Below are 21,061 nucleotides of genomic sequence, written 5' to 3'. Positions count from 1 at the left end.
CGACGCGCGCCCGCCACGTTCGGCATTTTCGCCGCGCGGCGGGCGTGGTCAGCTGAGCGGTCATGGATCTTCGACCGTTCGCGCAAGGCGTCGCCGGTGCGCTGGGACCTGCGCTCCGCTCTTTCTTCCTGACCGCCGCGGCCATGTCGTTCCTGGCCCTCGTGCTCGCCGCCTCGTCGTATGCCATCGCGGCCGGCGGCTCGGCGCTGCGCGGGGCGCTGGCGGCCGTCGCGGCGCTCGCGCTCTCCGCCGTGATCGGCTTCACGCTGTCGTGGAAGCGGGCGCTCGGCACCGGCATCCTGCAGATCGTGCGGGCGAAGCGCCTCGGCGGGATGCTCGTGAGCTCCGTGTTCGAGCGGCTGCTCGGCGTCTCCGAGCAGGCCGAGGCGGGCGCCCGCGGCGGGCGGATGGCGCAGGCGGTGGAGCGCGTCCCGCTCAACGAGGCGGTGAAGCGCCTGCGCCTCGCCGTGATCCACAGGGTGCAGGCCGCGCCGACAGGGGGCGGCGTGCGGGGGTTCCTGCGGCGCAGGATCGAGGCGCAGCTGCTCGGGACCATCGAGACGCTGACGCTGGCGCGCTTCCGCAACGAGGCCAACCAGGGAGGCGGCATCGACCTGCTGAAGGTGCGGGACGAGCTCGCCCAGGGCGTCGACGGCCTCGTCACGGACCAGATCGAGGGGACGTTGCTGAAGATGACGCTGCTCCTCGTCGGGGCCGCCGCGCTGGCGTCGCTCGGGGCGGCCGCGGGCATCCAGCACATCCCCCTGTGATCCTCCTCTCAAACCACGCGCAGGCCCTCTCCCCCTGCGCGCCCCCGGCCCTCGGCGAACGGCACCCTCGCCCGGTCGAGCGCCGTCGACGGCTCAAGCCGCTCCCCTGCCCGATCGACGCCTGTGGCCAGCGAGGTGCGCCGGCGCGGGCAGGCCACGCCGCCGCGCGCGCCGCTCGGGGGCTTCCCGTGCACATCGGCTTTGCCTAACCGCTCTCCATTACGTTAGTGTCGACCGACTGCCGCTACGTTTCATGTTGCTCTCACGTTTCATGTTGCTCTCACGTTTCATGTTGCTCTCACGTTTCATGTTGCTCTCACGTTTCATGTTGCTTTCACCTCATGCTGCGCAGAGGAGGCAATTCGATGATGGAGAACGATATGCGGAGATGTTGCTCGGCGCTCGCTTGCGTCGTGGGGTTGCTCGCGTCGCCGGCCGCCTGGGCTCAGGATCCCGCGCCGCCCTCGGCTGATCCGGGCGCAGCGGCCGCGGCCGGGGCGACGGCCGCGCCGACGCCCGCGGCGGAGCCCGCCGCGCCGGCGCCGCAGGCGAGCCAGATCCCGAGCTGGTTCCGCTTCGACGCAGACAGCCTCGGTCTCCAGCTCTGGGCCGGCGCCACGCACCAGGTCGGCCCCATCAGCCTCTCGAGCGACATCTACCTCACGACGCAGGGAACCGCGGAGTTCGACATCGGCCCCGCCTTCACGATGGGCCCTGTCATCATCAACCCGATGGTGGGTTTCTCGTTCAACTTCATGACGATGCAGCCGGCGGCGCTGGTCGCCCCGCAGCTGTTCACCTTCGTCGACTCGAAGCCCGTTTACTTCGAGTCGTGGATCCTGGGGTCGTTCTCCAGCATGTTCAACGAGAGCGTCCAGAACTACGTCTACACGCGGGACTTCCTGCTCTACTACCCCATCGACGACTTCGGCATCGGCCCGCACCTCGAGGCCACGGTCGACCTCAACGAGGTCACGCTCGAGGACGACCCGTTGACCGCCGGTGCGGACGTCGACGAGAGCGGCCTCGCCAGCCTGCAGGTCGGCGGCGTGATCGGGCTGAACTACGGCACGGGAAACAAGCTGCTCCTGTACGTCGGCTACGAGACGCAAAAGGAGAGCCAGATCGAGGAGAAGTACAAGCTCGCCGGCCGGTTCACGTTCATCCACAACTTCTGACGACGCGCGCCGCGCGGCGGCGGGTCGAGCTTCCCACCGGCCTCGGGCGCTGGTACCGCAGCGCCATGGCCAGACCGATCTCGTTCTTCACGACCGCGCTGTGCACGTTGCTGGGGCTCGGATGTCAGGCCCGGGATAGCGTCCCGCCGGCCGCGCCGGCCCCGAGCGCGTCCGCGTGCCAGCCCGCCGACTGCGGCCCCCTCGCGATGATCGCCCGCGTCTGCGACGACGGCTCCACCGGCAGCCCGCAGTGCACGCGCGCCGAGGGCGGGGCGTGCCGGTGGGAGCACGTCTGTCCCGGCGCGAAGCCGGCCTCCGAGGCGGCGGCCCCTGGGCCGAGCGAGCCCGCCCTGCCGGACGCTCAGCAGCCGGATCCGCCGCCGCCGGCCACGGCGCTCGCGGACACGAACGCCGCGTTCGCGCAGCGCCTCTACGGCAAGCTCGCCGCCACGAAAGACAAGCTCTTCTTCTCGCCGGCGAGCATCTCGACCGCGCTGGCCATGACCTACGCCGGCGCCCGCGGCGAGACGGCGGCTCAGATGGCGAAGACGCTCGAGTTCACGCTCCCGCCCGAGGCGCTCCACCCCGCGTTCGCCGGGCTCCTCAAGGAGCTGGCGCTGACGACCGGGCCCAAGGGGCCCGAGCTCCGGATCGCCAACCGGCTGTGGGGCCAGGCCGGGCTGCCGATCGAGCCCGCGTTCCAGAGCACCACCCAGCAGCACTACGGGGCCGGGATCGAGCTCGTCGATTTCAAGGGCGGGAGCGAGCCGGCGCGGGGGCGCATCAATCAATGGGTCGAACAACAGACGAACGGGAAGATCAAGGACCTGATGCCCGCCGGCAGCATCACCGGTCTCACACGGCTCGTCCTCACGAACGCCGTCTACTTCAAGGGGAAGTGGGCGACGCCGTTCGACAAGCAGGCCACCAAGAACGAGCCGTTCACGGTCAAGCCCGGGACGGCGCCGGCCGTGCCGATGATGCGCAAGACGCTCCTGGCGGGCTTTGGAAAGGCCGCTGACGCGTCGGTGCTGGAGCTCGCGTACGAGGCGCAGAGCCCCGAGCGCCGGCTGGCCATGGTCGTCGTCCTGCCCGAGCAGGTGGACGGGCTGGCGAAGGTGGAGCAGCGCCTGGCGGCGGGGGAGCTCAAGTCGTACGTGGAGGCGCTCCATCCGGCGCGGGTCGACGTGGCGCTCCCGCGCTTCAAGATGACCGCCGAGCTCGAGCTGTCGGCGACCCTGAGCGCGCTGGGCATGCCGCTCGCGTTCGACGACAAGAAGGCCGATTTTACCGGGATCACGAGGGCGGAGCCGCTCTTCATCTCCCAGGTCCGCCACAAGGCGTTCGTGGAGGTCAACGAGGAAGGGACCGAGGCCGCCGCGGCCACGGGGGTCGTCATGACGACACGGTCGGCCCCGGCGCTGCCCCAGGTGTTCCGCGCGGATCACCCGTTCGTGTTCCTGATCCGCGACGTCGCGACAGGCGCCGTGCTGTTCATGGGCCGCGTGACCGACCCGCGATGACGTTCCTCCCGGCGGAGGGGGGCCGAAAGTCCGCGCGGAGCGCCAGAGCCGCCGTACGATGAGCCGTTTTGCCGAGCCTTCACGGGCTCCGCCACCCCCATCTCGAGGAGCGAGCGATGAAGAACGAAGACGCCGCGAAGGTGCTGCATGCCGTCCGTGACCTGGCCCCCGCGATCGCCTCACGGAGCGCGGAGATCGAGGAGGCGCGGCGCCTCCCCGCGGATCTCCTCGGCCAGCTCAAGGCGGCGGGTTGCTTCCGGATGTTCGTGCCGAGGAGCCACGGCGGCCACGAGGTCGATCTGCGCACGGGGATGAACGTCCTCGAGACGCTCGCCCGGGCGGACGGGGCCACCGGCTGGACCGTGATGATCGGCTCGGAGAGCCCGAACCTCTTCTCGCTCCTGCCGCGCGAGCGCTTCGACGCCATCTACGCCGGCGGGCCGGATGTGATCATCGGCGGCGGCTTCAACGCGCAGGGGGAAGCCCACGCGACGGACGGCGGCTACCGGGTCACCGGGCGCTGGAGCTTCGCGAGCGGCTGCGAGCACGCCAGCTGGCTGTTCGGGAACTGCGTGATCATGGACGGCGGCCGCCCGCGGATGGGCCCTGCGGGCGAGGCGCCGGAGATGCGGGGCATGCTGTTCCCGGCGAGCGAGGCGCGCATCATCGACACCTGGTCCGTGCTCGGCCTGCGTGGCACGGGCAGCCACGACATCGCGCTGGAAGGGGCCTTCTGCCCCGAGGCGAACACGTTCGATATCTTCCGGGGCCAGCCGTCGGTGGCCGGGCCGGGCTTCGTCGCGCCGGTCCTGCACTTCGTGCTCCACATGGGGGCCGTGGCCGTGGGGATCGCCCAGGGGGCGCTCGACGACGTCGTGACGCTCGCAAGCTCGGGCAAGAAGCGGCTGTATGCGCGCGCCCAGCTGGCGGACTCTCCGCTGTTCCAGGTGAACCTCGGCCGCGCCGAGACGAGCGTCCGCGCGGCGCGCGCCCTGCTGCGCGACGCGGGGGACGAGCTCTGGGACGCGTGCGTGAACAACCCTGGCGCCGCCCTCGCGATGGCGCCGCGGATCTCGGGCGCCCTGGCCTGGGTGACGGAGGTGACCGCCCGGGCCGTGGACGCCTGCTATCAGGCGGGCGGAGGCGGAGTCGCCCGAAACGCCTCGCCCGTGCAACGGAGGTTCCGGGACATTCACACCTTCTCGCAGCACGCCGCCGCCGCAGAGGGCTGGTTCGGCCAGGTCGGCGCCGCGCTCCTGGGGCAACCGACCGGCTTCTGGACCTGAACCTTAGCGATCACCGTCGTGGTCGTGGTCGTGGTCGTGGTCGTGGTCGTGGTCGTGGTCGTCAACGGCTCGATCGTGAACGTGAACGTCACGCGGAGATCGCCGCTCTCGACTCCCACGATTCACGTCGGCCGGCGCACGACCACGACCACGACCACGTTCACGACCACGACCAACGCGGTATACGTGGACATGTTGCGCCCCGCCCCGCTCGCCCCGCTGGTCCTCGCCGCCGCGTCGTTCGTCGCCTGCGCCGGTGCCCCGCGCCAGGCGGATGCTCCCGCGCCGCCGCGGCCCCGGGCGGGCGCCTGCTCGGCCCGTCCGGCCTGCGACGCGCCGCCGCCGGCTGCCCTGCCGCGCGGGTTCAGACACACGCGCTCGCGCCTCGTCGCGGCCGGGTGGCCGCGCCACCGCGGGCGCGACCTCTTCGCCCGCGCCGACGGGCCTCAGTGGGCCATCGCGAAGCTCGCTTACGGGCCGCAGGACGACGATCTCGAGGACGAGGACGTCGAGGCCTACCTGCTCCGCGGCTGCAGCGGCGCCTGGGAGCGGCTCGGCACCTTCCGGACGAGCGACGACGACCACCCGCACCCGACCACGGAGGGGATCCCGGACACCGGCGGGCGCGTCTACATCGACCTCGCCGCGGGCCGGCGCCTCGAGGTCGGCCGGCACCGCGTCCACCTCGCCGTGGCCGGCGACGCCACGAGCGCGGATCTGTTCATCGAGATCCTCCCGCCCGGCGCGCAGGTGGCCGTGACCGACGTCGACGGGACGCTCACGTCGAGCGAGGTGGCGGTCGTGAGCGAGCTCGTCGGCGGCGGCCCGCCGGCCGCGCACCCCGGCGCGGCGGAGGCGATGCGCGCCCTCGCCGAGAGCGGGATCTACCTTTTCTATGTGACCGCGCGCCCCGAGTGGCTCGTGGGCAGCACGCGGGTCTGGCTGCGAGAGCAGGGCTTCCCGCCGGGCATCCTCCACACCACCATCGGCGTCACCGGCGCGTTCGGCGGCGCGGCGGCCGAGTACAAGACGATCGAGCTCGGATGGCTCAAGGCGCGCACGGGCATCGTGCCCTCCTTCGGCTTCGGCAACATGCCGAGCGACGTGGCGACGTACACGGCCGCCGGGATCCCCGCCTCGCGGTGTTTTTATTACAAGCTCGGCGGCGATCTCCGCGGCGGCGTGCCCCACGAAGACTACCGGGGCCTCGTCTCGACGCTCTTCAGCCCACAGGCCGCCTGCGCGCCCTGAGGGAAGCGCTCGCGACGCGGGCCTGCGTGCCCCGCGCCACGCCAGCGGCGGGCGTGCCCGGATCAGGGAGCGCCCCCGCCGCCGATCACTGCGGGATGTCGATCACGTCCTCGCAGGTGAAGTCGACGCCCAGGGACGCCTCGGGATCGGACTGTATCGCGCCGCACACGCTCTCGCAGAGCTCGATCTGCGTCGGGTTCGACGGATTGTCGTAGCGCCAGGCGTCGGCGCTCGCGCACTCCTGATCGTACGCGACGGCCTTCGGCTCGCCCCCTCCGCTCGTGTACGTCACGCGCACCCGCTGCTTGTCGAACGTCCGCCCGTCGGGAGCGGCCGGGATCGCGACCGTGCACGACACCGAGGCGCCGCGGATCTCGTCGATCGCCGCCCTGAACGCGGTCGCGGTCGCGTCGGGGTTGCCGGTCTCGATGATGAACGCCTTCCCCGTGCCGCCCGCCACGGCGATGTCGCGCAGGTTGTCGACGTTCCCCGGCTCGTCCTCCGGCGGGTTCGCCACCCCGATCACGTAGGTCGGGACGTTGTCCTGGCGCGCCCCCTCGACGCGCTCGACGACGGCCTCGATGCTGTCCGCGTCTCCGCCGCAGCGCTGCGGGTAGCCGTCGGTCACGAGCACGAGCGCGTACTTCCCGGGGTTCTCCTGGCGCTGCGCCTCGATGAAAGTCACCGTCCCGTCGACCACGAACGCCGTCGGCGTGCTCGTGCGCCAGTCTTCGTCGCGCGCGGGCGTGACATCGTCGATCGCCTCGCCGAACGCCTCGGAGGGCAGCGGCGTCATCTCGACGTCCGGCGCGCGGTAGGTTCTGGCGTCGCACATCCGCCGCTCGCCGGGGAAGAACGTGAGCGAGGCGGTGAGCCCCGCGGACGCCGGATCCTTGAAGAACTGCTTGGTCGCGGCGACGACGGGATCCCACTTGAGCTCCTTGCTGTGCGAGGGCCTGTCGTTCATCCCCATGCTGCCTGACACGTCGAACGCGACAGCCAGGTACACGGGCTGGAGCCCGGCCTGGGCCGATTGCGTGGCGCACGCCTCGCCGGCCCCGGTCGAAGGGCCTGCGCCGCTGCTGGGGTCGCCTGAGCCGGCGCCGCTGCCCGAGGTCACCCCCCCTGAACCGAAGCCGTTGTCGTCGCCTCCGCTCCCATTACCCGAGCTGTTCCCGGCGCCCGAGCCGCTCTGATCGAGACTCTCGTCGTCACCACCGCCGCCGCACGCCGCGCTGGCCACGGCGACCGTGAACAAGGCAATGCCCATCGCAGGCAATCTCATGGCCTGACTCCTTTTTAAGTAAGTGCCGGCGCTGCGCGCCGGTAGCAAAGCAGACCGCCACACGCGACCTCAGGAGCCGGCGCATCGCCGGACCACGCTCCTGAGAACTCGCCACCCATGTCGAGTATAAGCCATCGCGCAGCGCATTGCGAGATGCGCTTGCTCAAAGTTCGTATCAGTTTCGTGACATCGTGTCGGTTCGCGCTGGTTCGCGCTGGTTCGCTCTGGTTCGTGCTGGTTCGTGCTGGTTCGCGCGCCCTCAGCGCAACTCACCCGTGTGGCCGAACGCCTGTGCGCCTGTGTGACCTGTATGCGCACACAGGCGCGCGCCGGTGCTACGGTTCGCGCCTGATGGTCCGCGCAGTGTGTTTCGATCTGATGGACACCGTCCTCTACGACCCGTACCGGGAGGCGCTCGCCGCGGCGATCCGGTCCGCCGCGCCCGCCGCGCGCGCCGCGCCCCCCGAGATTGCAAAGCACCGCGACCCCACGTGCTGGCCTGCGTTCGAGATCGGAGAGATCGATGAGGCCGAGTTCGCTCGCCGGTTCTTTCGTGAAGGCGCCGAGGGGTTCTCGTTCGACCTCGACGCGTTCAACCGGGTGCGCCGCGCGGGATATCGCTTCTTGCCGGGCGTGCGGGAGCTCGTCGCGTCGCTCGAGGGCCGCTCGCTCAGGTTCGTGGCGAGCAATTACCCCGTGTGGGTCGAGGAGGTGCGCGAGGCGTTCGCGCTCGACGTCCTGTTCGAGGGGGTCTATTCGAGCCATCACCTGGGCGTGCGCAAGCCGGCGCGCGAGTTCTTCGATCGGCTCATGACGCGCATCGGGGTCGGCGCGGGCGAGTGCCTGTTCGTCGACGATCGCGCGGAGAACTGCGAGGCGGCGGCCGCGGTCGGGATGCGCGCGCACGTGTTCGACGGGGCCGCGGGGCTGCGCGCGCGGCTGGTCGGCGAGGGGCTGCTCGGCGCGTGACGGGCTCGCCCCGCGCCGCCCCGCGCGTCAGAGCGCCGCGCAGAGCGGGCACGACGCGCCCGCGTGCGGCGCGTCGCCGCGATGGAGATCGAGGATGGCGCGGGAGATCTGCGCGAGCTCGCGCCGCACCTCGCGGCGCATCCCCTTCACGCGCGGGATGACCATCGCGTCGTAGGCCGTGGTCTGGTGCCGCATCCAGGCGATCACGGCCGACTCGGCGCGCTGCGCAACCGGGATCCGCTCGGTGCGGGCGACGGTGCCGCTGCCGACCGGCGTGGCGTGCAGCGTCACCTTGGTCGCGATCGCACGCGCGAGCGCCGCGTAGCGCGGCGAGAACCGGAGGAACGCGGCCACCGCCGCTTCGAACTCGCGCACGTACTCCTCCTGGTCGCGCTCCCTCCGCCGGGCGTCCGCCTCCCGCTTCTTTGCGTACGCGGGCGTGCTGCGCTCGGCCTCGAGCGCCGCGCGGGCGGCCTCGATGGTGGCGGCCGGCGCCCAGAGACCCCGGGAGAACGTCTTTCTCCCGCGCTTCTCGACGACCATCCAGGACGGGCCCGCGAGCTTCACCCGGCGGGTGAGCCCGGGGTCGCCCGGGGGAAGGCACACCCAGCCTTCGGGCGGCGAGAGCAGCGCGCCGTCGGGCGCGCGGAAGCGGCGGGGATCCGGGGTCGGGGCCAGGGTCAGGCACTCGGGCATGGCAAACCGCCGGCGTGCTAGGCCAGCTCATGCCGCGCGTCCAGAAGACGCCGGCCGCCGCCGTCGCCCCGCGCCGAAGCGGCCCCGCTGGAGGATGGTACGCTCCGCGCCAGCGAGGGGCGCTCGCCGGTGTTCGCCCCGGCGCGGCCAACAGGACAGGAGGACAGCGTGTCGGACGACGATCGCACGAGGTGGGACGCCCGCTACCGCGAGGGCGGCGGCGATCCGGGGGAGCCGTCCGCCGTGCTCACGGCGCTCGATCCGCTGCTGCCCCGGCGCGGGCGCGCGCTCGACCTGGCGGGCGGCGCGGGTCGTCACGCCCTGTGGCTCGCGCGGCGCGGGCTCGACGTGACGCTGGCCGACATCTCCGAGGTCGGGCTCGGCATCGCGCGGACCGCCGCGGCGAGAGAAGGGCTCGCGCTGCGCACGGTGGCGCTCGACGTGGAGCGCGACCCGCTCCCTGCCGGGCCGTGGGACCTCCTCCTGATCTTCTACTTCCTCGAGCGCAGGCTCGCGGCCTGCGCGGCGGAGCTCGCCCCGGGCGGCCACCTCGTCGTCGTGCACCCGACGCGGTCGAACCTGCTGCGGCACGCGCACCCGAGCGCGCGCTGGCTGCTCGATGACGGCGAGCTGCCGGCGCTCCTCGGCGAGGCGCTCGAGGTGGTCCGTTACGAGGAAGGGTGGCTCGAGGAAGGGCATCACGAGGCTCGCCTCGTCGCGCGACGTCGGGGCGTCGCGGCGCCTCCTCCGTGACGGCGCCTCCTCCGTGACGGCGCCTCCTCCGTGACGGCGGCCCGCCGCCGACGTCGCGCGACGACCATGACGCACGAGCTCCGCGCTGGCGGGCGCCCGGCGCGCGTACGTCGCGGTGCGCGGGTCCCCAACGCTTGCCGCGACGCGAAGATCGCGCTTTGCTCGCGCCATGCGCTTCGCTCGCCTCGCGCCTCCCGATCAGGATCGCCCCCCCTTCTTCGCCCGCCTCGACGGCGCAGCCGCGCTCGTCCTGGACGCTCCGCCCTGGCTCGGCGGCAAGACCACGGGGGAGGCCGTGGCGTGGACCGACATCGATCTCGCCTGCCCCGTGGCTCCCACGAAGATCGTGTGTGTGGGGCGCAATTACGCCGCGCACGCGCAGGAGCTGGGCAACGACGTCCCGGTCGAGCCGCTCCTCTTCCTCAAGCCGCCCTCTGCGCTCATCGGTCCTGGCCAGTCCATCGTGCTCCCTCCGGAGAGCCAGCGGGTCGAGCACGAGGCGGAGCTCGGCGTGATCATCGGCCGCCGCGCCCGGGCCGTGCGGCCGGAGGACGCGCTGGACCACGTGCTCGGGTACACCTGCCTCGGCGACATCACCGCGCGGGATCTGCAACGGAAGGACGTGCAATTCACGCGGGGCAAGGGGTTCGACACGTTCTGCCCCGTGGGGCCGTGGATCGAGACGGCGCTCGATCCTGCGGCGCTCCGCGTGCGGGCAGTCGTGAACTCCCAGGTGCGGCAGGACGGCATGACGGCGCAGATGATCTGGGGAGTGGCCGAGCTGGTCGCGTACATCAGCCGGGTGATGACCCTGGAGCCTGGCGACGTCATCGCGACCGGGACGCCCCAGGGCGTGGGGCCGCTCGTGTCCGGCGACGAGCTCGTCATCGATATCGCCGGCGCCACGGCCGAGGCGCGCGGGATCGGCGCGCTGCGGGTGTCCGTGGCCGCGCGGGGAGACGGCTCATCTCATTGACACGCTCACATCAGCCTTCCCATTGCTCTGGTATCCTTCCACGAACATCGAGACCTCGTTCAAGGTCCCCATGTTCATCCCCAGCGCCTGCCATGCATCAAAGTGGTTGGCGACGGTGATGGTTCCGCTCGTGCGCTTCGCCTTACGGACGCTCCAGAACTGATAAGCGGCGTTGATGCCATCAATCGCAAGCACGATGGTTCGCTGGGTTTTGTAGATGTCATAGGTGCCTCCGTCGCTCGTGACGGTGCCCATGGTTCCCGGTCCGCCCGGGGGACGCCAGGTGCCCCAGCTATCAATGATGTAGTATTCCACCATCGGGCTCTTCGTCCACCCGTAGACACCCAGGAAGGAATTGCCGCCTGGCTGAAAGTCGGCCTCATAGGTCACGATCTGATTCCGTGACCCGGGCCTCAGCCCCTTACGCCCCAGCAAATTATTGATATTGCTCCATTCCACGCTGAAGCCGTCAGCGGTGTTGGTCAGGCATCCGGTCCCCTGGTCCTTCCAGAGTTCATAGAAGAGATCGCAGTGGCTGCCACTTTGATTGCTGCAGACCGGCTGTTCGGGTGTCGTGCACGTGTCGGGTGCGCCGCCGGCCCCACCCTCCCCGCCGGCGCCGCCTGTCCCCGAGCTGCTGCTCGACGATGAGCTCGAGCTGCTGCTCGACGACGAGCTCGAGCTGCTGCTCGACGACGAGCTCGAGCCTCCGCTGCCGGCGACCGATACGAGCGAAGGCTTGCCGGAGCCGTTCGCGCAGAACCCGAACGTCGTCGAGGCATTCGGCCGCAGATTTCCGTTCCAAGTCAGGTTCGAGGCGGTGAGCTGCCCGTTCGATGAGGCGAAGGTCGCGTTCCACTGGTTGGCCACCGTGGCGCCGTTGAGGCCGACCACCACGCGCCAGCTGGTGGTGTTCTGCTGGCTCGTGTTCTTGACCGTCACGTTCGCGCAGTAGCCACCCTGCCACTGAGACTGAAATGCGAGATCCGCGGACATCGTGCCGTCCGAGCTGTTCAACGCGGAGTCCAGGACATTGAGGTCCTCGTCCACGATGCGCTCGACGTTGCACGCCAGCAGGCTGCATCCGATCGAGGCGGCTAAGTAGCCAAGCAAGGGAGCGATGCGCATTGAAGGTTTCTCCAGGAGGGTCCGGTGGAGTCGCGGGCCTCTGCTCGAGATGGATTCATGAACCATCGAGACGCCTGCGTGCCCTCGATCCATTGGTTGAGATTCAGAATTTCCGGCCAGGGCGCTCGTGATCCCGGTGTTCACGAATTCACCCGTGGGCCGGCGCCGACCCCATGCCTGGCGCTCACGACGCTCGTCGAACAGACGCGCACACACGAATACGCCGTGTGATGGTGCCGGGCACCAGCTCGCAGAAAGCAAGAGCAACTCGGACGCGCAGCCGCAAGAAGCAAGTGATCCCGGCAGTAGCCCCCCTCGGAGTCGGCCCCTGAGCGATCCTGCGACCGACTGCGGCGCCCGGCTGAGAGAGGTCCGGACCGCCAAGGGCGGTTTGGAACAGTCTTACAACCATGAGGCGAAAGTCAAGGGTGCTCTCTTCATCTCGGTTAATTCGCCCTGCGGAGTCTTGCAAGATCACCGTCACGCTGCATGCGTGGGTTCAATCATCGAAGCATCATCGAAGCGGCGAGCGCGACGAGGGCATCGCCGAAACCTCCGAAGAGCAGGCCGACGAAGCCGGGGTCCGGCGCTGCGGTAGCCGTGAGCGTGGAGCGCGACGGCGCGCCGCTCGCGCCCCCCTCGGAGGCGAGTGCCCCGGCCGCGGCGAGCTTCCAGCATCGCCCGACGCCCACGCACGCGCCCGTTTCGTGCAGACGGTCCAGAACGGCACGTCGATTCTGGCCCGCGATGGGGCGAGCCGCGCCGAGTTGGAGGCGGTGGCCCGCGTCGCGATGCTGAACTGGGACGTGGTCGGCCGAGTCGCACGCGCGCTCGAAGGTTTCAGCTCCGAGCCCGAGGTCGGCGTCGTGCTCGGCCACCACTGCTCGCTCGATCTGTCAGGATCGCGCTCGTGACAATCTCGAAGAGATGATCGGCGCGTCGACCAATCGACGGTTGGTCGCCGAGCCACGCCAGCGCCGCGATCAGCGCGAACAGCTCCGTGCCGTCGATGTCGCTCCGCGCCTTGCCTTCAGCTTGCGCGCGGGTGAGGAGTCGCGTGCCTGCCGCGCGCACCGCGACGCACGAAGCGTGGAGGGCGGACTTCGGGTCATCGAGGGCGGCGATCATCAACGCCGTGATGCCGTGATAATTGCGCGTGAACGCGACCGCATCGCGTAGCCACGTCACGAGCGCATCGTCCGGCGCGCTCGAAGTTTCGAGCTCGGACGCCTGCGCCGTCATGTCGTCGAGGCTCGTGCGAAGCAGCGCCTCGAGCAACGCCTCTCGCGTCGGGAAGTGACGGTACAGCGTGCCGAGGCCGACGTCGGCTCTGCGGGCGACGTCGCGCAGCGATGCGTCGGCCCCCTGCTCTTTGACGACATCCTCGTGAACAATGCGGGTGGGTCGAACGGGTTCCCGGAAGGCGCCGCCTCGATCCCGGAAGGGGAGTGGCAGGACGTCTTCGCGTTGAACCTCTTCCCGTCGGTCCGCCTCACCAACGCGGTGCTGCCGGCGCTCCGCGAATCGAAGGCGGCCGCGGTCGTGAACATTTCCTCGACGGCCGCGACGATGGGGGCCGGGGCAGGCCCCTTCGCCCACTACAGCGCGGCGAAAGCGGCGCTCGACGCCTACTCGCGCGTCCTCGCCGTCGACCTCGCGCCGAGCAATATCCGCGTGAACGTCGTGACCCCCGGACCGGTGACGACCGTGGGCTCGGACGCGGTCCGGAAGACGTTCGGCGACGCGATGGGCGTCCCCGCCGAGGCCTGGCTCCAGTCGGTGCCGCTCGGCCGCTGGGGTGCCACCGACGACATCGCCGAGGTCGTCGCGCTGCTCGTATCGGATCGCGGCAAGTGGCTGACCGGCGTGAACTACCGCGTCGACGGCGGAATGACGGCGCGCTGACCATCAGGCCCTCATCGAAGCGATTCGGCGATACCGCGGTGAGAACGTTGCAGAGCTTCGACGCCGCGTACGTGCGCATCTGCGCCCTCGCGCTCTGCACCTCGCTGAGCTCGACCTGACCACGCTCCAGCTTCTCGGCGTGCTCCGGTGGCGCGACTCCGTTCGTCCTCGGGTCGTGCAGGTTGCTGGTCGTCAGCGCCACGGCGGCCCCGTGTGCGAGGCGCGGCATCGCGAGCGCGGAGGCCGTGCGGGCGTTCCGGCGCGACGTGGGTCTTCGATCGCGTGAACACATGAACCCGTGATCGCGCGCCGCGTCCTTCCGGCGCGCCAGAATACGCGCGCCGGACGGCGCGTTGAGCCGGGCGTGCTCCCGAAGCCTCGCCCGGCCCTGCCCCGCCTCGGCGCGTCGACCCCTCGACGGCTCGCCTATCGCACGCTCGTGACCCTGGTGTCGCTGCTGCTCGTCGGGGGCGCTGCCCTGGCCTTCGCGCGCCTCTGGGTCCTCCGGTCGGCGCGCATCTACCGCGAGCTCGACGCCGTACCGCGGGGCGAGGTGGCCATCGTCCCGGGCGCGCTCGTGTGGCCGGACGGAACGCCGTCGGCGGCCCTCGAAGATCGGCTCGCCGCGGCCCTCGAGCTGTACCGCGCCGGCAAGGTGCGGCGCGTCCTGGTCTCCGGGGACCACGGGCGTGTCGGGTACGACGAGCCCAACGCCATGCGCGCGTGGCTCGTCAGCCGGGGCGTGCCCTCCGAGGACGTGTTCATGGACCATGCGGGCCTGCGCACGCTCGACACGATGCAGCGCGCCGCGCGCGTCTTCGGCGTGCGCGACGCGGTCGTGTGCACCCAGGGCTTTCACCTGCCGCGCGCCCTGTACCTGGCGCGCGCGGCGGGCTTCCCCGCGGTGGGGTACGCCGCCGACCGGCGCGTCTACGCGAACGCCGACCGCGACGCGCGGCGCGAGCTCCTCGCCACGGCGCTGACGCTCATCGATACCTGGTCAGGCCGCGGGCCGCGTTTCCTGGGGCCGCCGGTGCCCATCCAGGGCGACGCGAGCGCTTCCCACGACGCGTGGACGCGCGGGCTCGTCGTTCGATGAGGCGCGCCGCGCATCCGACAGCGCGCCCTCCAGAAGCTGGCTTGATGGCCCGTCCTACTCGGTCGCGCCATCACCGGCCCCTGCACGCACGCTCGCCGACATGAGCGAAACGTGCAGCGCGGATCACGCTTCCAGTTTGCTGTACCGCAGGCGTACCGCGACGAAGTCGCTTGACTTTCGGAACGCGTTAAAGTTCCTACCGCCTTCGACCGGGGCAAGGGAGCAAGAGTCTGAAATCCAGCATTCCTCTCCCCTGCGTTCCGCGGTTACCCCCAGGTTAGCGGAGGAGATCGATGGAGTTCAGATTGCTCGGCGGGTCAGGGTTCAAGGTTCCGGTGCTGAGCCTCGGGACGGGGACGTTCGGCGGAGGCAACGAGTTCTGGGACAGCTGCGGCGCGCTCGACGTGGCCGAGGCGACCCGGCTGGTCGACATCTCGCTCGAGGCCGGGATGAACATGTTCGACAGCGCGGACGTCTACTCCAATGGGCTCGCGGAGGAGATCCTCGGCCAGGCGATCAAGGGCCGGCGGGATCAGGTCATCATCTCCACGAAGGCGACCTTCCGGAGCGGCTCCGGGCCGAACGACGTCGGCTCGTCGCGGTACCACCTGGTGAGGTCCGTCGAGGGGGCCCTGCGACGGCTTCAGACGGACCATATCGATCTCTTCCAGCTTCACGGCTTCGACGCGCTCACGCCGCTCGAGGAGACGCTCGGCACGCTCGACGATCTCGTTCGAGCGGGAAAGATTCGCTATCTCGGCTGCTCGAACTTCTCAGGCTGGCACCTGATGAAGTCGCTGGCGGTTTCGGAGAAGTATGGTCTTTCTCGGTACGTGGCGCACCAGGCCTACTACTCGCTGGTGGGGCGCGACTACGAGTGGGAGCTGATGCCGCTTGCGCTCGACCAGAAGGTGGGCGCGGTGGTCTGGAGCCCGCTGGGCTGGGGGCGCCTGACCGGGAAGATCCGGCGCGGGCAGCGGCTGCCGGAGGTCAGCCGGCTCCGGAACAAGCTGGTTGTCGAGGGGGGGCCGCAGATGGACGACGAGGTTCTCTATCGCGTGGTCGACGCGCTCGATGAGGTGGCGAAGGAGACGGGCAAGACCGTCCCGCAGATCGCGATCAACTGGCTACTGCAGCGACCGAGCGTCGCGAACGTGATCATCGGCGCCCGCAACGAGGAACAGCTTCGGCAGAACCTTGGGGCTGTCGGGTGGAGCTTGACACCGGAACAGGCGGCAAAGCTGGATGCCGCCAGCAAGACGAGACTGGCGTACCCCTATTTTCACCAGACCGGGTTCCACGAGCGGAACCCGTTCCCCGTCGCGGTTTGATCGGCTGACCTCACCGTGGCCCGCCGCCGTGCGCGGCGGGTCAGACGACCGGCGGCCCGCGGCGCCGCGCCGTGCGGACCCAAACGTGCGTCGTCGAGGACGGGCTACATGGGCTCCGGTGCTGCACCACGACGTCCGGTGTGGATTATTGCTGGTGCTTCCCGGACGATTCTCTCGCTGGCCCCGCACCCGCGTGAGGCCCGCGAGGAGGGCGCTCGCTCAGACCCCAGCGCCCTCCCGGAGCACGATCGTCACGTGCGACAGCCCTGTCCCGCCGAGGAGCATCGCCTTCACGAGGAACTCGACCATCGTATCGAGGCACTCGGCGGGCGAGAAGCCCGCCCTCCCCGCCCCGAGCAGCGGCAGCGCCATGCTCCGGAGCTTCATCGTGTCCGCGTGATAAAAGCACCCTTCCAGGAGCCGCAGGATGAGGTCGCGCGTCGGCCTGTAGGTCGCCACGTGATCCCAGTCGAGCGTGATCGCGTGGAACACGAACCGCGCGTTCAACCTGCCAGCGGAGCTGACCACCACCCCGCCGTGCCGCACGGGAACGTACTTGCGCGTCTCCATGTGGCACACGCCGCCGCTCGCGTGGTTCAGGGCGAGCGCCACGCCGCCCGACATGGTGAGCTGCCCGTCGTCCGCGCTCACGAGCGCGTCGGCCGACACGCCTGCGATGTTCGCGCGCACGATCGAGAGCGTCCTGTCCCCGTGGAACTGGAAGGCCGTGACCGGCCCCGCAGGGCCGCCCGACAGGAGGGCGGGCCGGAAGCGCTTGTACTGCTCCATGTACACGCGGAGCGTCAGATCGTGCGGGTCCCCCCAGCGGGTGCTCTGGGCGCCCACGAGGGCGGTGTCGATCTCGTCGAAGGACTGGAAGCGGTCCTTCGGGTCCTTGGCCAGGCAGCGCTCCAGGACGGCCTGCACGTCCTCGTCGAGCTCGGGACGGAGCGCCCGCGGCCGGGCCGGGATGTCCTGCCGGTGCGCGAGCAGGAGCGGCAGGAGCTCCTGCTCCTCGAACGGCCGCTGGCCCGTGGCCGCGTGGTAGAACGACGCGCCATAGCTGTAGATGTCCGCGCGCGTGTCGCTCTCCTGCGGGCTCCACGCCTGCTCCGGCGCCATGTAAAATGGCGTCCCCAGCACGGTGCCCATCGCGGTGAGGGGCTGCTCCCGGAGCGCCGAGGGCCCCGTCGTGGCGGTCAGGCGCGCGAGGCCGAAATCGGCGACCTTCAGCTCCCCTGACGGCGCGATCAGCATGTTCGAAGGCTTCAGGTCGCGGTGCATCACGCCGAGCTCGTTCGCGGCGGCCATCCCCCGCGCCGCATGGAGCATGTAGCGCCGCAGATCGTCGAGCGGCAGCGGCCCATCCTGGAGCCGCGCGGCCAGCGACGGGCCGCCCACGTACTCCATGACCATGAACGGCGATCGGCTCGAAAGGAAGCCGAAGTCGTAGCAGCTCACCACGTGCGGCGACTTGATGAGCGCCGAGATGCGCGCCTCGCGCAGCATCCGCTCCCCGGCGTTCGGATCCGTGTGCCCGGTGAGCACCTTGATCGCGACGACCCGCGCGAGCGCGAGGTGGCGCGCGCGGAAGACGGCGCCCATCGAGCCCACGCCGAGCAGCCCCTCCACGCTGTACCGGCCCGTGAGCTCCTTGCCCAGCGTCGACGCGTCGATCATGAACGGACCATCGCTTGCACCAGCGATGATGTTCGGAACCCCGGGCGCCGCGGTCAAGGGGCACGGCGCGCGACGCGGCTCAGACGGCGTACGCCGCGGGAGCGCCGGCCTGCGCGCGCTGGCGCGGCGCCTCGCGCAGCCTCGCGATCTCGGCCTCGACGCGGGCCCTGAGGCGCGGATCGTCGGCGAGGCGCCTGGCCCAGAGCCGCTTCATGCGCACCCACACGGTGCGTCGGATCGCGCGGTCGCCGAGCGCCGCGGCGCCCCCGCTGCGCTCGGTCGCGACGATCAGCCGGGCATAGTCGGCCGCGTGCAGCGGGCCACAGATGGCTTCCCACGCGCCGACATAGGCGGCGTCGAACCTGTCGCGGAGCGCCCGCTCGCGGCGCCTGGTCTCTTCCGTCATCGCGTCCCTCCACCGCCGCTCGGCCTCTGCCCAGCGCGCCTCCGACAGGCCGTGCGCCCTGAGCACATCGGCGCGGGGGACCGGCTTCTCGGCGAGCTCCGCCGTGACGATGGCGCACCGCTCGAGGCTCACCTCTTCGCCGTCGCCGAGCGGCAGGAGCGACGCGGAGGGCGATTCGTCCTCGCGCCGGAGGACGTGAAAGAAGCGGGACGCGGCGGGTCGCTCGGGCTCGCGCGCGAGGACGCCCGAGGCCGGGGCGGCGTAGGACGAAGACTCGATGGGCGGCGGCGACACCTCGGCGGACGGCGGCGGAATATCCTCCTCCAGCGCGAGGGTCGCGAGCCCCATGGACGGGCCGGGCGCCGGTGAAGCGAGCGCGCCAGACCAGGGCGCGCCGGGGATCGGCGCCCCGAGCTCGACGCGCGGCGCCGGCCTCGGGTCGAAGAAGAACGGGATCGCGGGCCGCTCGCCGACGCGCGCCTCCTCCTCGCTCGACAGCGCGAGCGTCGCGCTCGCGACGGCATCGATCTGCGGTCGCGCTGGCTCGGGCGGGCCCTGCCGCGCCGATCCCGGCGCGGGCGCGAACGGAAGCGCCGGCGCGCGCACCGCCGCCTCGCCCTGCTCGTCGGAGAGCGCGACCGTCTGCAGCGGCGACGGGGGCTGGATCAGGTCGATGAGCTCGATCTCGTCGTCCGAGAGGTGGATGGTGCGCCCGGGATCCACGCCCCGCTGGCGCGCCTGGCCGGGCGCGTCCTCGATGTGCACGGTCCCTCGCGGGCCGATCGGGAGCGCATCCGGAGCCGCTCCCGCGGCGCCCGAGGCCCGCCCGGGGCGCAGGTCGGGCCACGCGAGCGCCTCGCCGTGGACCGCGACGCCGGCCGCGATCCGCACGGCCCCGAGGGCGAGGTCGTCGGGGACGGGGACGATCTGACGCCACACGACCGTGCAGCGCTGCTCGGCGCCGTCGATCCGGAGCGTGTCCGCGTTGAGCTCGATGACGTCGCCCCCCGTCGCAGGAGGCGCGGCGAGCCCGTGGATCCGCGCAACGCCGCGCGCTCGGGGCAGGCGCATCTCCAGCCGGCGAGCGGCCGGATGCAGGTTCTCGAGCACGATCCACTCGTCGCCGCGCAGATACTCGGTCCGCTGGTCCGGGGGCGCCGCCTGGAAGTACGACCAGTCGAAGCCAGCGGGGATCTCCGCGTTCGGACCCTCGAGCGTCTCGCGCCGGGTCTTGCCGAGCAGCCGCTTGCGCACGGGCCAGGCGCGCGCGATCGGGCCGAGCCCCGCGGGCCGCGCGGGGTCCTGGGGATCGAGGACCCTGGCCTCGCCGTCGCCCGCGTCGATGCCGAAGGGGTTCTCCCACCCGTTCGCGCCGCGCGCTGCCTTCTCGTACACGAGAGGCATCCGCTGGAACGGCTTTTTGTCGCGGACGAGGAGGCGTTTGTCGAGCGCGCAGCCGCCCGCGCCGAAGACGGCGAGCCGCACCGGCAAGCACTCGACATGCGCCCCGTCAGGGGCGTGCGCGTCGCCCGTGAAGAGCACGTCCGCGCGGCCCAGGTAGGGCGCGAGATCGCCGGTGAACCGCACGCTCCGCGCGGGGTTCTTGCCGTGATGGACCTCGGCGCGGAGGATCTCCTGCGGCTCCGTCCGCCACATGGCCGCGCCGGGCGTGAACGCGAAGCTCGCCTTGACGATGATCGTGATGTAGCGCTGGCCCTGCGTGCGCCACGAGACGGCGGCGGCCTCGGCGCCCGGGAGCGACGTCACGGCGTCGGGCGGCAGCGCGCTCACGACCGCGTCCTTCTGCAGAAGCACCTCGCCATGGTTCGCATCGCGTCAAGCATCGCTCGGCGACCATTGAACCCGCTCAACGTGACCATCGCGTTGCAATCGCGTGATCTGCGTGTGGAGCCGGCGCGGCGGCGAGGGCGTGAGCGGGCGTGGACCGGAGCCGCCGCTCACCCGCCGCACGGGTTCACCCGGCATGCCCGGACGAAGCCGATCTCGCTCTGCCCCGCCTCGATCCGCTCGATCCACCAGGCGAGCCCCGGATAGGTGGCCCGGATGAACGCCGCCGCCTCCGCGAAGCGCGCCGCGTCTCCCCGCGCGGCGTAGATCTCGGCGCGGAGCGCGTGGGCCTCCGGCTCGTAGACGCCGCGGAGCACGTCGAGGAGAGCCGGGTCCACGTCGCCGAGCGGCTGCGGCCCGTACATCAGGTAACGCAGGATGCGGTCGAAGCGGAGCGGGTCGCCCGGCTCCACGCGGCCCGTGACCGCCGCGCCGCTTTCCGGAGGGAGGCTCGTCCAGCGGCCCCAGGAGCCCGCGCGGGCGGCCTCGGGCGCGAGGCGCCCGAGCTCGAGCTGCTCCTCGGGGCTCGGCGCCGCGAGCTCGATCGGCACCGGCGGGCTCTCCGCGCGGTCCGGCGGCCCGATGTAGACGATCGCCAGCGTGTACTGCCCGGGATCGAGCCCCGCCGGGAGGTACGACGAGACGTCGATGAGCATGCGCCTGCACTCGCCCGGGCACAGGCGGAACACCGGCGTGCCGTGCTCGGGGAGCACGACCGGCCAGGGCTCGGTCCTCGCGACCTCCTCGCCGGTGCCCGCCCGTGCGAGGCGGACGCCGATCGCGCCGGCGTTGCCCGCCCAGCTCGGGCGCGGCAACCGCAGGATACAGGCGCCAGGGCGGTCGGCGCACAGCGTGATGGCCACGTGGAGGGGAAAGCCGAGCACATAGCGGCGATCGTGATCGAGCGAGCGGAGGACCAGCCCAGGCCGGCCGACCGGGTCCCCGGCATTTCGCGCGTGTTCATCCGACATGACAGC

The 21,061-nt window shown here is 71.2% G+C and carries 19 protein-coding genes and 1 pseudogene; 12 read left to right on the top strand and 8 right to left on the bottom strand.

The annotated features are described in order from the left end of the window. The first annotated feature begins 62 nt into the window (after positions 1 to 62). A complete protein-coding gene (locus WME73_RS16275; protein WP_437916290.1) occupies positions 63 to 770 on the top strand; it encodes a hypothetical protein in 708 nt (235 codons plus the stop codon). Between the two features lie 8 nt (positions 771 to 778). Here WME73_RS16275 and WME73_RS16270 read toward each other — a convergent pair whose 3' ends face one another. Beyond that, entirely contained in the window at positions 779 to 964 is a 186-nt protein-coding gene (locus WME73_RS16270; RefSeq protein ID WP_437746364.1) for a hypothetical protein, read from the bottom strand. Between the two features lie 171 nt (positions 965 to 1,135). Here WME73_RS16270 and WME73_RS16265 point away from each other — a divergent pair, with 171 nt between their 5' ends. From WME73_RS16265 to WME73_RS16250, 4 genes are all read left to right on the top strand, one after another. After that, a complete protein-coding gene (locus WME73_RS16265; RefSeq protein ID WP_437746363.1) occupies positions 1,136 to 1,948 on the top strand; it encodes a hypothetical protein in 813 nt (270 codons plus the stop codon). Positions 1,949 to 2,013: 65 nt separating this feature from the next. Further along, positions 2,014 to 3,471: a serpin family protein gene (locus tag WME73_RS16260; protein WP_437916289.1), complete on the top strand. Its 1,458-nt coding sequence runs from the start codon at positions 2,014 to 2,016 to the stop codon at positions 3,469 to 3,471. A gap of 116 nt (positions 3,472 to 3,587) precedes the next feature. Then, positions 3,588 to 4,757 (top strand): acyl-CoA dehydrogenase family protein, encoded by a 1,170-nt coding sequence (locus WME73_RS16255; protein ID WP_437916288.1) that lies wholly within the window; start codon positions 3,588 to 3,590, stop codon positions 4,755 to 4,757. An 18-nt stretch (positions 4,758 to 4,775) separates the two neighbouring features. Further along, on the top strand, positions 4,776 to 6,008 hold the full coding sequence (locus WME73_RS16250) for an LNS2 domain-containing protein (RefSeq protein ID WP_437916287.1): 1,233 nt from the start codon (positions 4,776 to 4,778) through the stop codon (positions 6,006 to 6,008). An 85-nt stretch (positions 6,009 to 6,093) separates the two neighbouring features. Here WME73_RS16250 and WME73_RS16245 read toward each other — a convergent pair whose 3' ends face one another. Then, positions 6,094 to 7,293 carry a vWA domain-containing protein gene (locus tag WME73_RS16245; RefSeq protein WP_437746359.1) on the bottom strand — a complete coding sequence of 400 codons (1,200 nt, stop codon included), beginning with the start codon at positions 7,291 to 7,293 and terminating at the stop codon, positions 6,094 to 6,096. A gap of 351 nt (positions 7,294 to 7,644) precedes the next feature. Here WME73_RS16245 and WME73_RS16240 point away from each other — a divergent pair, with 351 nt between their 5' ends. Next, the gene (locus tag WME73_RS16240) at positions 7,645 to 8,262 is read left to right on the top strand and encodes an HAD-IA family hydrolase (protein WP_437746358.1); all 618 of its coding nucleotides are present in this window, start codon (positions 7,645 to 7,647) and stop codon (positions 8,260 to 8,262) included. A 27-nt stretch (positions 8,263 to 8,289) separates the two neighbouring features. On the opposite strand, the gene WME73_RS16235 is transcribed toward WME73_RS16240, so the two are convergent. Beyond that, a complete protein-coding gene (locus WME73_RS16235; protein WP_437746357.1) occupies positions 8,290 to 8,958 on the bottom strand; it encodes a DUF2293 domain-containing protein in 669 nt (222 codons plus the stop codon). Between the two features lie 168 nt (positions 8,959 to 9,126). On the opposite strand from WME73_RS16235, the gene WME73_RS16230 reads away from it, so the two are divergent. Together WME73_RS16230 and WME73_RS16225 are read left to right on the top strand one after the other, a co-directional pair. Beyond that, positions 9,127 to 9,711 (top strand): class I SAM-dependent methyltransferase, encoded by a 585-nt coding sequence (locus tag WME73_RS16230; RefSeq protein WP_437746356.1) that lies wholly within the window; start codon positions 9,127 to 9,129, stop codon positions 9,709 to 9,711. Positions 9,712 to 9,880: 169 nt separating this feature from the next. Continuing rightward, positions 9,881 to 10,687, top strand: coding sequence for a fumarylacetoacetate hydrolase family protein (locus WME73_RS16225; protein ID WP_437746355.1), 807 nt, complete (start codon positions 9,881 to 9,883; stop codon positions 10,685 to 10,687). Here WME73_RS16225 and WME73_RS16220 read toward each other — a convergent pair. After that, a complete protein-coding gene (locus WME73_RS16220; RefSeq protein ID WP_437916286.1) occupies positions 10,676 to 11,815 on the bottom strand; it encodes a glycoside hydrolase family 11 protein in 1,140 nt (379 codons plus the stop codon). The two genes, WME73_RS16225 and WME73_RS16220, sit on opposite strands and share 12 nt — an antisense overlap. A gap of 662 nt (positions 11,816 to 12,477) precedes the next feature. Between WME73_RS16220 and WME73_RS16215 the strand changes: the two are divergent. After that, positions 12,478 to 12,621, top strand: a pseudogene (locus WME73_RS16215) (TetR/AcrR family transcriptional regulator); the annotation flags it as partial. 34 nt (positions 12,622 to 12,655) lie between these two features. Here WME73_RS16215 and WME73_RS16210 read toward each other — a convergent pair. Next, positions 12,656 to 13,210, bottom strand: coding sequence for a TetR/AcrR family transcriptional regulator (locus WME73_RS16210; protein WP_437747983.1), 555 nt, complete (start codon positions 13,208 to 13,210; stop codon positions 12,656 to 12,658). Here WME73_RS16210 and WME73_RS16205 point away from each other — a divergent pair. From WME73_RS16205 to WME73_RS16195, 3 genes are all read left to right on the top strand, one after another. Further along, on the top strand, positions 13,112 to 13,720 hold the full coding sequence (locus tag WME73_RS16205) for an SDR family oxidoreductase (protein ID WP_437916285.1): 609 nt from the start codon (positions 13,112 to 13,114) through the stop codon (positions 13,718 to 13,720). The two genes, WME73_RS16210 and WME73_RS16205, sit on opposite strands and share 99 nt — an antisense overlap. Positions 13,721 to 14,084: 364 nt before the next feature. Then, positions 14,085 to 14,819, top strand: a complete 735-nt coding sequence (locus WME73_RS16200; RefSeq protein ID WP_437746353.1) for a SanA/YdcF family protein — start codon at positions 14,085 to 14,087, stop codon at positions 14,817 to 14,819. A 293-nt stretch (positions 14,820 to 15,112) separates the two neighbouring features. Then, the gene (locus WME73_RS16195) at positions 15,113 to 16,150 is read left to right on the top strand and encodes an aldo/keto reductase (RefSeq protein WP_437746352.1); all 1,038 of its coding nucleotides are present in this window, start codon (positions 15,113 to 15,115) and stop codon (positions 16,148 to 16,150) included. Between the two features lie 219 nt (positions 16,151 to 16,369). Here WME73_RS16195 and WME73_RS16190 read toward each other — a convergent pair whose 3' ends face one another. From WME73_RS16190 to WME73_RS16180, 3 genes are all read right to left on the bottom strand, one after another. Next, positions 16,370 to 17,830: a serine/threonine-protein kinase gene (locus WME73_RS16190; RefSeq protein ID WP_437746351.1), complete on the bottom strand. Its 1,461-nt coding sequence runs from the start codon at positions 17,828 to 17,830 to the stop codon at positions 16,370 to 16,372. Between the two features lie 79 nt (positions 17,831 to 17,909). After that, positions 17,910 to 20,051, bottom strand: coding sequence for a DUF2169 domain-containing protein (locus WME73_RS16185; RefSeq protein WP_437916284.1), 2,142 nt, complete (start codon positions 20,049 to 20,051; stop codon positions 17,910 to 17,912). Positions 20,052 to 20,194: 143 nt separating this feature from the next. After that, positions 20,195 to 21,055 carry a hypothetical protein gene (locus WME73_RS16180; protein ID WP_437746349.1) on the bottom strand — a complete coding sequence of 287 codons (861 nt, stop codon included), beginning with the start codon at positions 21,053 to 21,055 and terminating at the stop codon, positions 20,195 to 20,197. Positions 21,056 to 21,061: the final 6 nt, after the last annotated feature.

This window comes from Sorangium sp. So ce302, from assembly GCF_051530145.1.
GTDB lineage: Bacteria > Myxococcota_A > Polyangia > Polyangiales > Polyangiaceae > Sorangium > Sorangium cellulosum_B.
Note: the sequence above shows the minus strand (reverse complement) of the source record. Positions and strands in the feature narration are given on the sequence as shown.

What these genes read in the sequence shown, in the direction of transcription:
- WME73_RS16180 (WP_437746349.1), bottom strand. Translation starts at nt 21,055, where the DNA reads ATGTCGGATGAACACGCGCGAAATGCCGGGGACCCGGTCGGCCGGCCT.
- WME73_RS16235 (WP_437746357.1), bottom strand. Translation starts at nt 8,958, where the DNA reads ATGCCCGAGTGCCTGACCCTGGCCCCGACCCCGGATCCCCGCCGCTTC.
- WME73_RS16255 (WP_437916288.1), top strand. Translation starts at nt 3,588, where the DNA reads ATGAAGAACGAAGACGCCGCGAAGGTGCTGCATGCCGTCCGTGACCTG.
- WME73_RS16225 (WP_437746355.1), top strand. Translation starts at nt 9,881, where the DNA reads ATGCGCTTCGCTCGCCTCGCGCCTCCCGATCAGGATCGCCCCCCCTTC.
- WME73_RS16260 (WP_437916289.1), top strand. Translation starts at nt 2,014, where the DNA reads ATGGCCAGACCGATCTCGTTCTTCACGACCGCGCTGTGCACGTTGCTG.
- WME73_RS16265 (WP_437746363.1), top strand. Translation starts at nt 1,136, where the DNA reads ATGATGGAGAACGATATGCGGAGATGTTGCTCGGCGCTCGCTTGCGTC.
- WME73_RS16275 (WP_437916290.1), top strand. Translation starts at nt 63, where the DNA reads ATGGATCTTCGACCGTTCGCGCAAGGCGTCGCCGGTGCGCTGGGACCT.
- WME73_RS16195 (WP_437746352.1), top strand. Translation starts at nt 15,113, where the DNA reads ATGGAGTTCAGATTGCTCGGCGGGTCAGGGTTCAAGGTTCCGGTGCTG.
- WME73_RS16240 (WP_437746358.1), top strand. Translation starts at nt 7,645, where the DNA reads ATGGTCCGCGCAGTGTGTTTCGATCTGATGGACACCGTCCTCTACGAC.
- WME73_RS16245 (WP_437746359.1), bottom strand. Translation starts at nt 7,293, where the DNA reads ATGAGATTGCCTGCGATGGGCATTGCCTTGTTCACGGTCGCCGTGGCC.
- WME73_RS16220 (WP_437916286.1), bottom strand. Translation starts at nt 11,815, where the DNA reads ATGCGCATCGCTCCCTTGCTTGGCTACTTAGCCGCCTCGATCGGATGC.
- WME73_RS16190 (WP_437746351.1), bottom strand. Translation starts at nt 17,830, where the DNA reads ATGATCGACGCGTCGACGCTGGGCAAGGAGCTCACGGGCCGGTACAGC.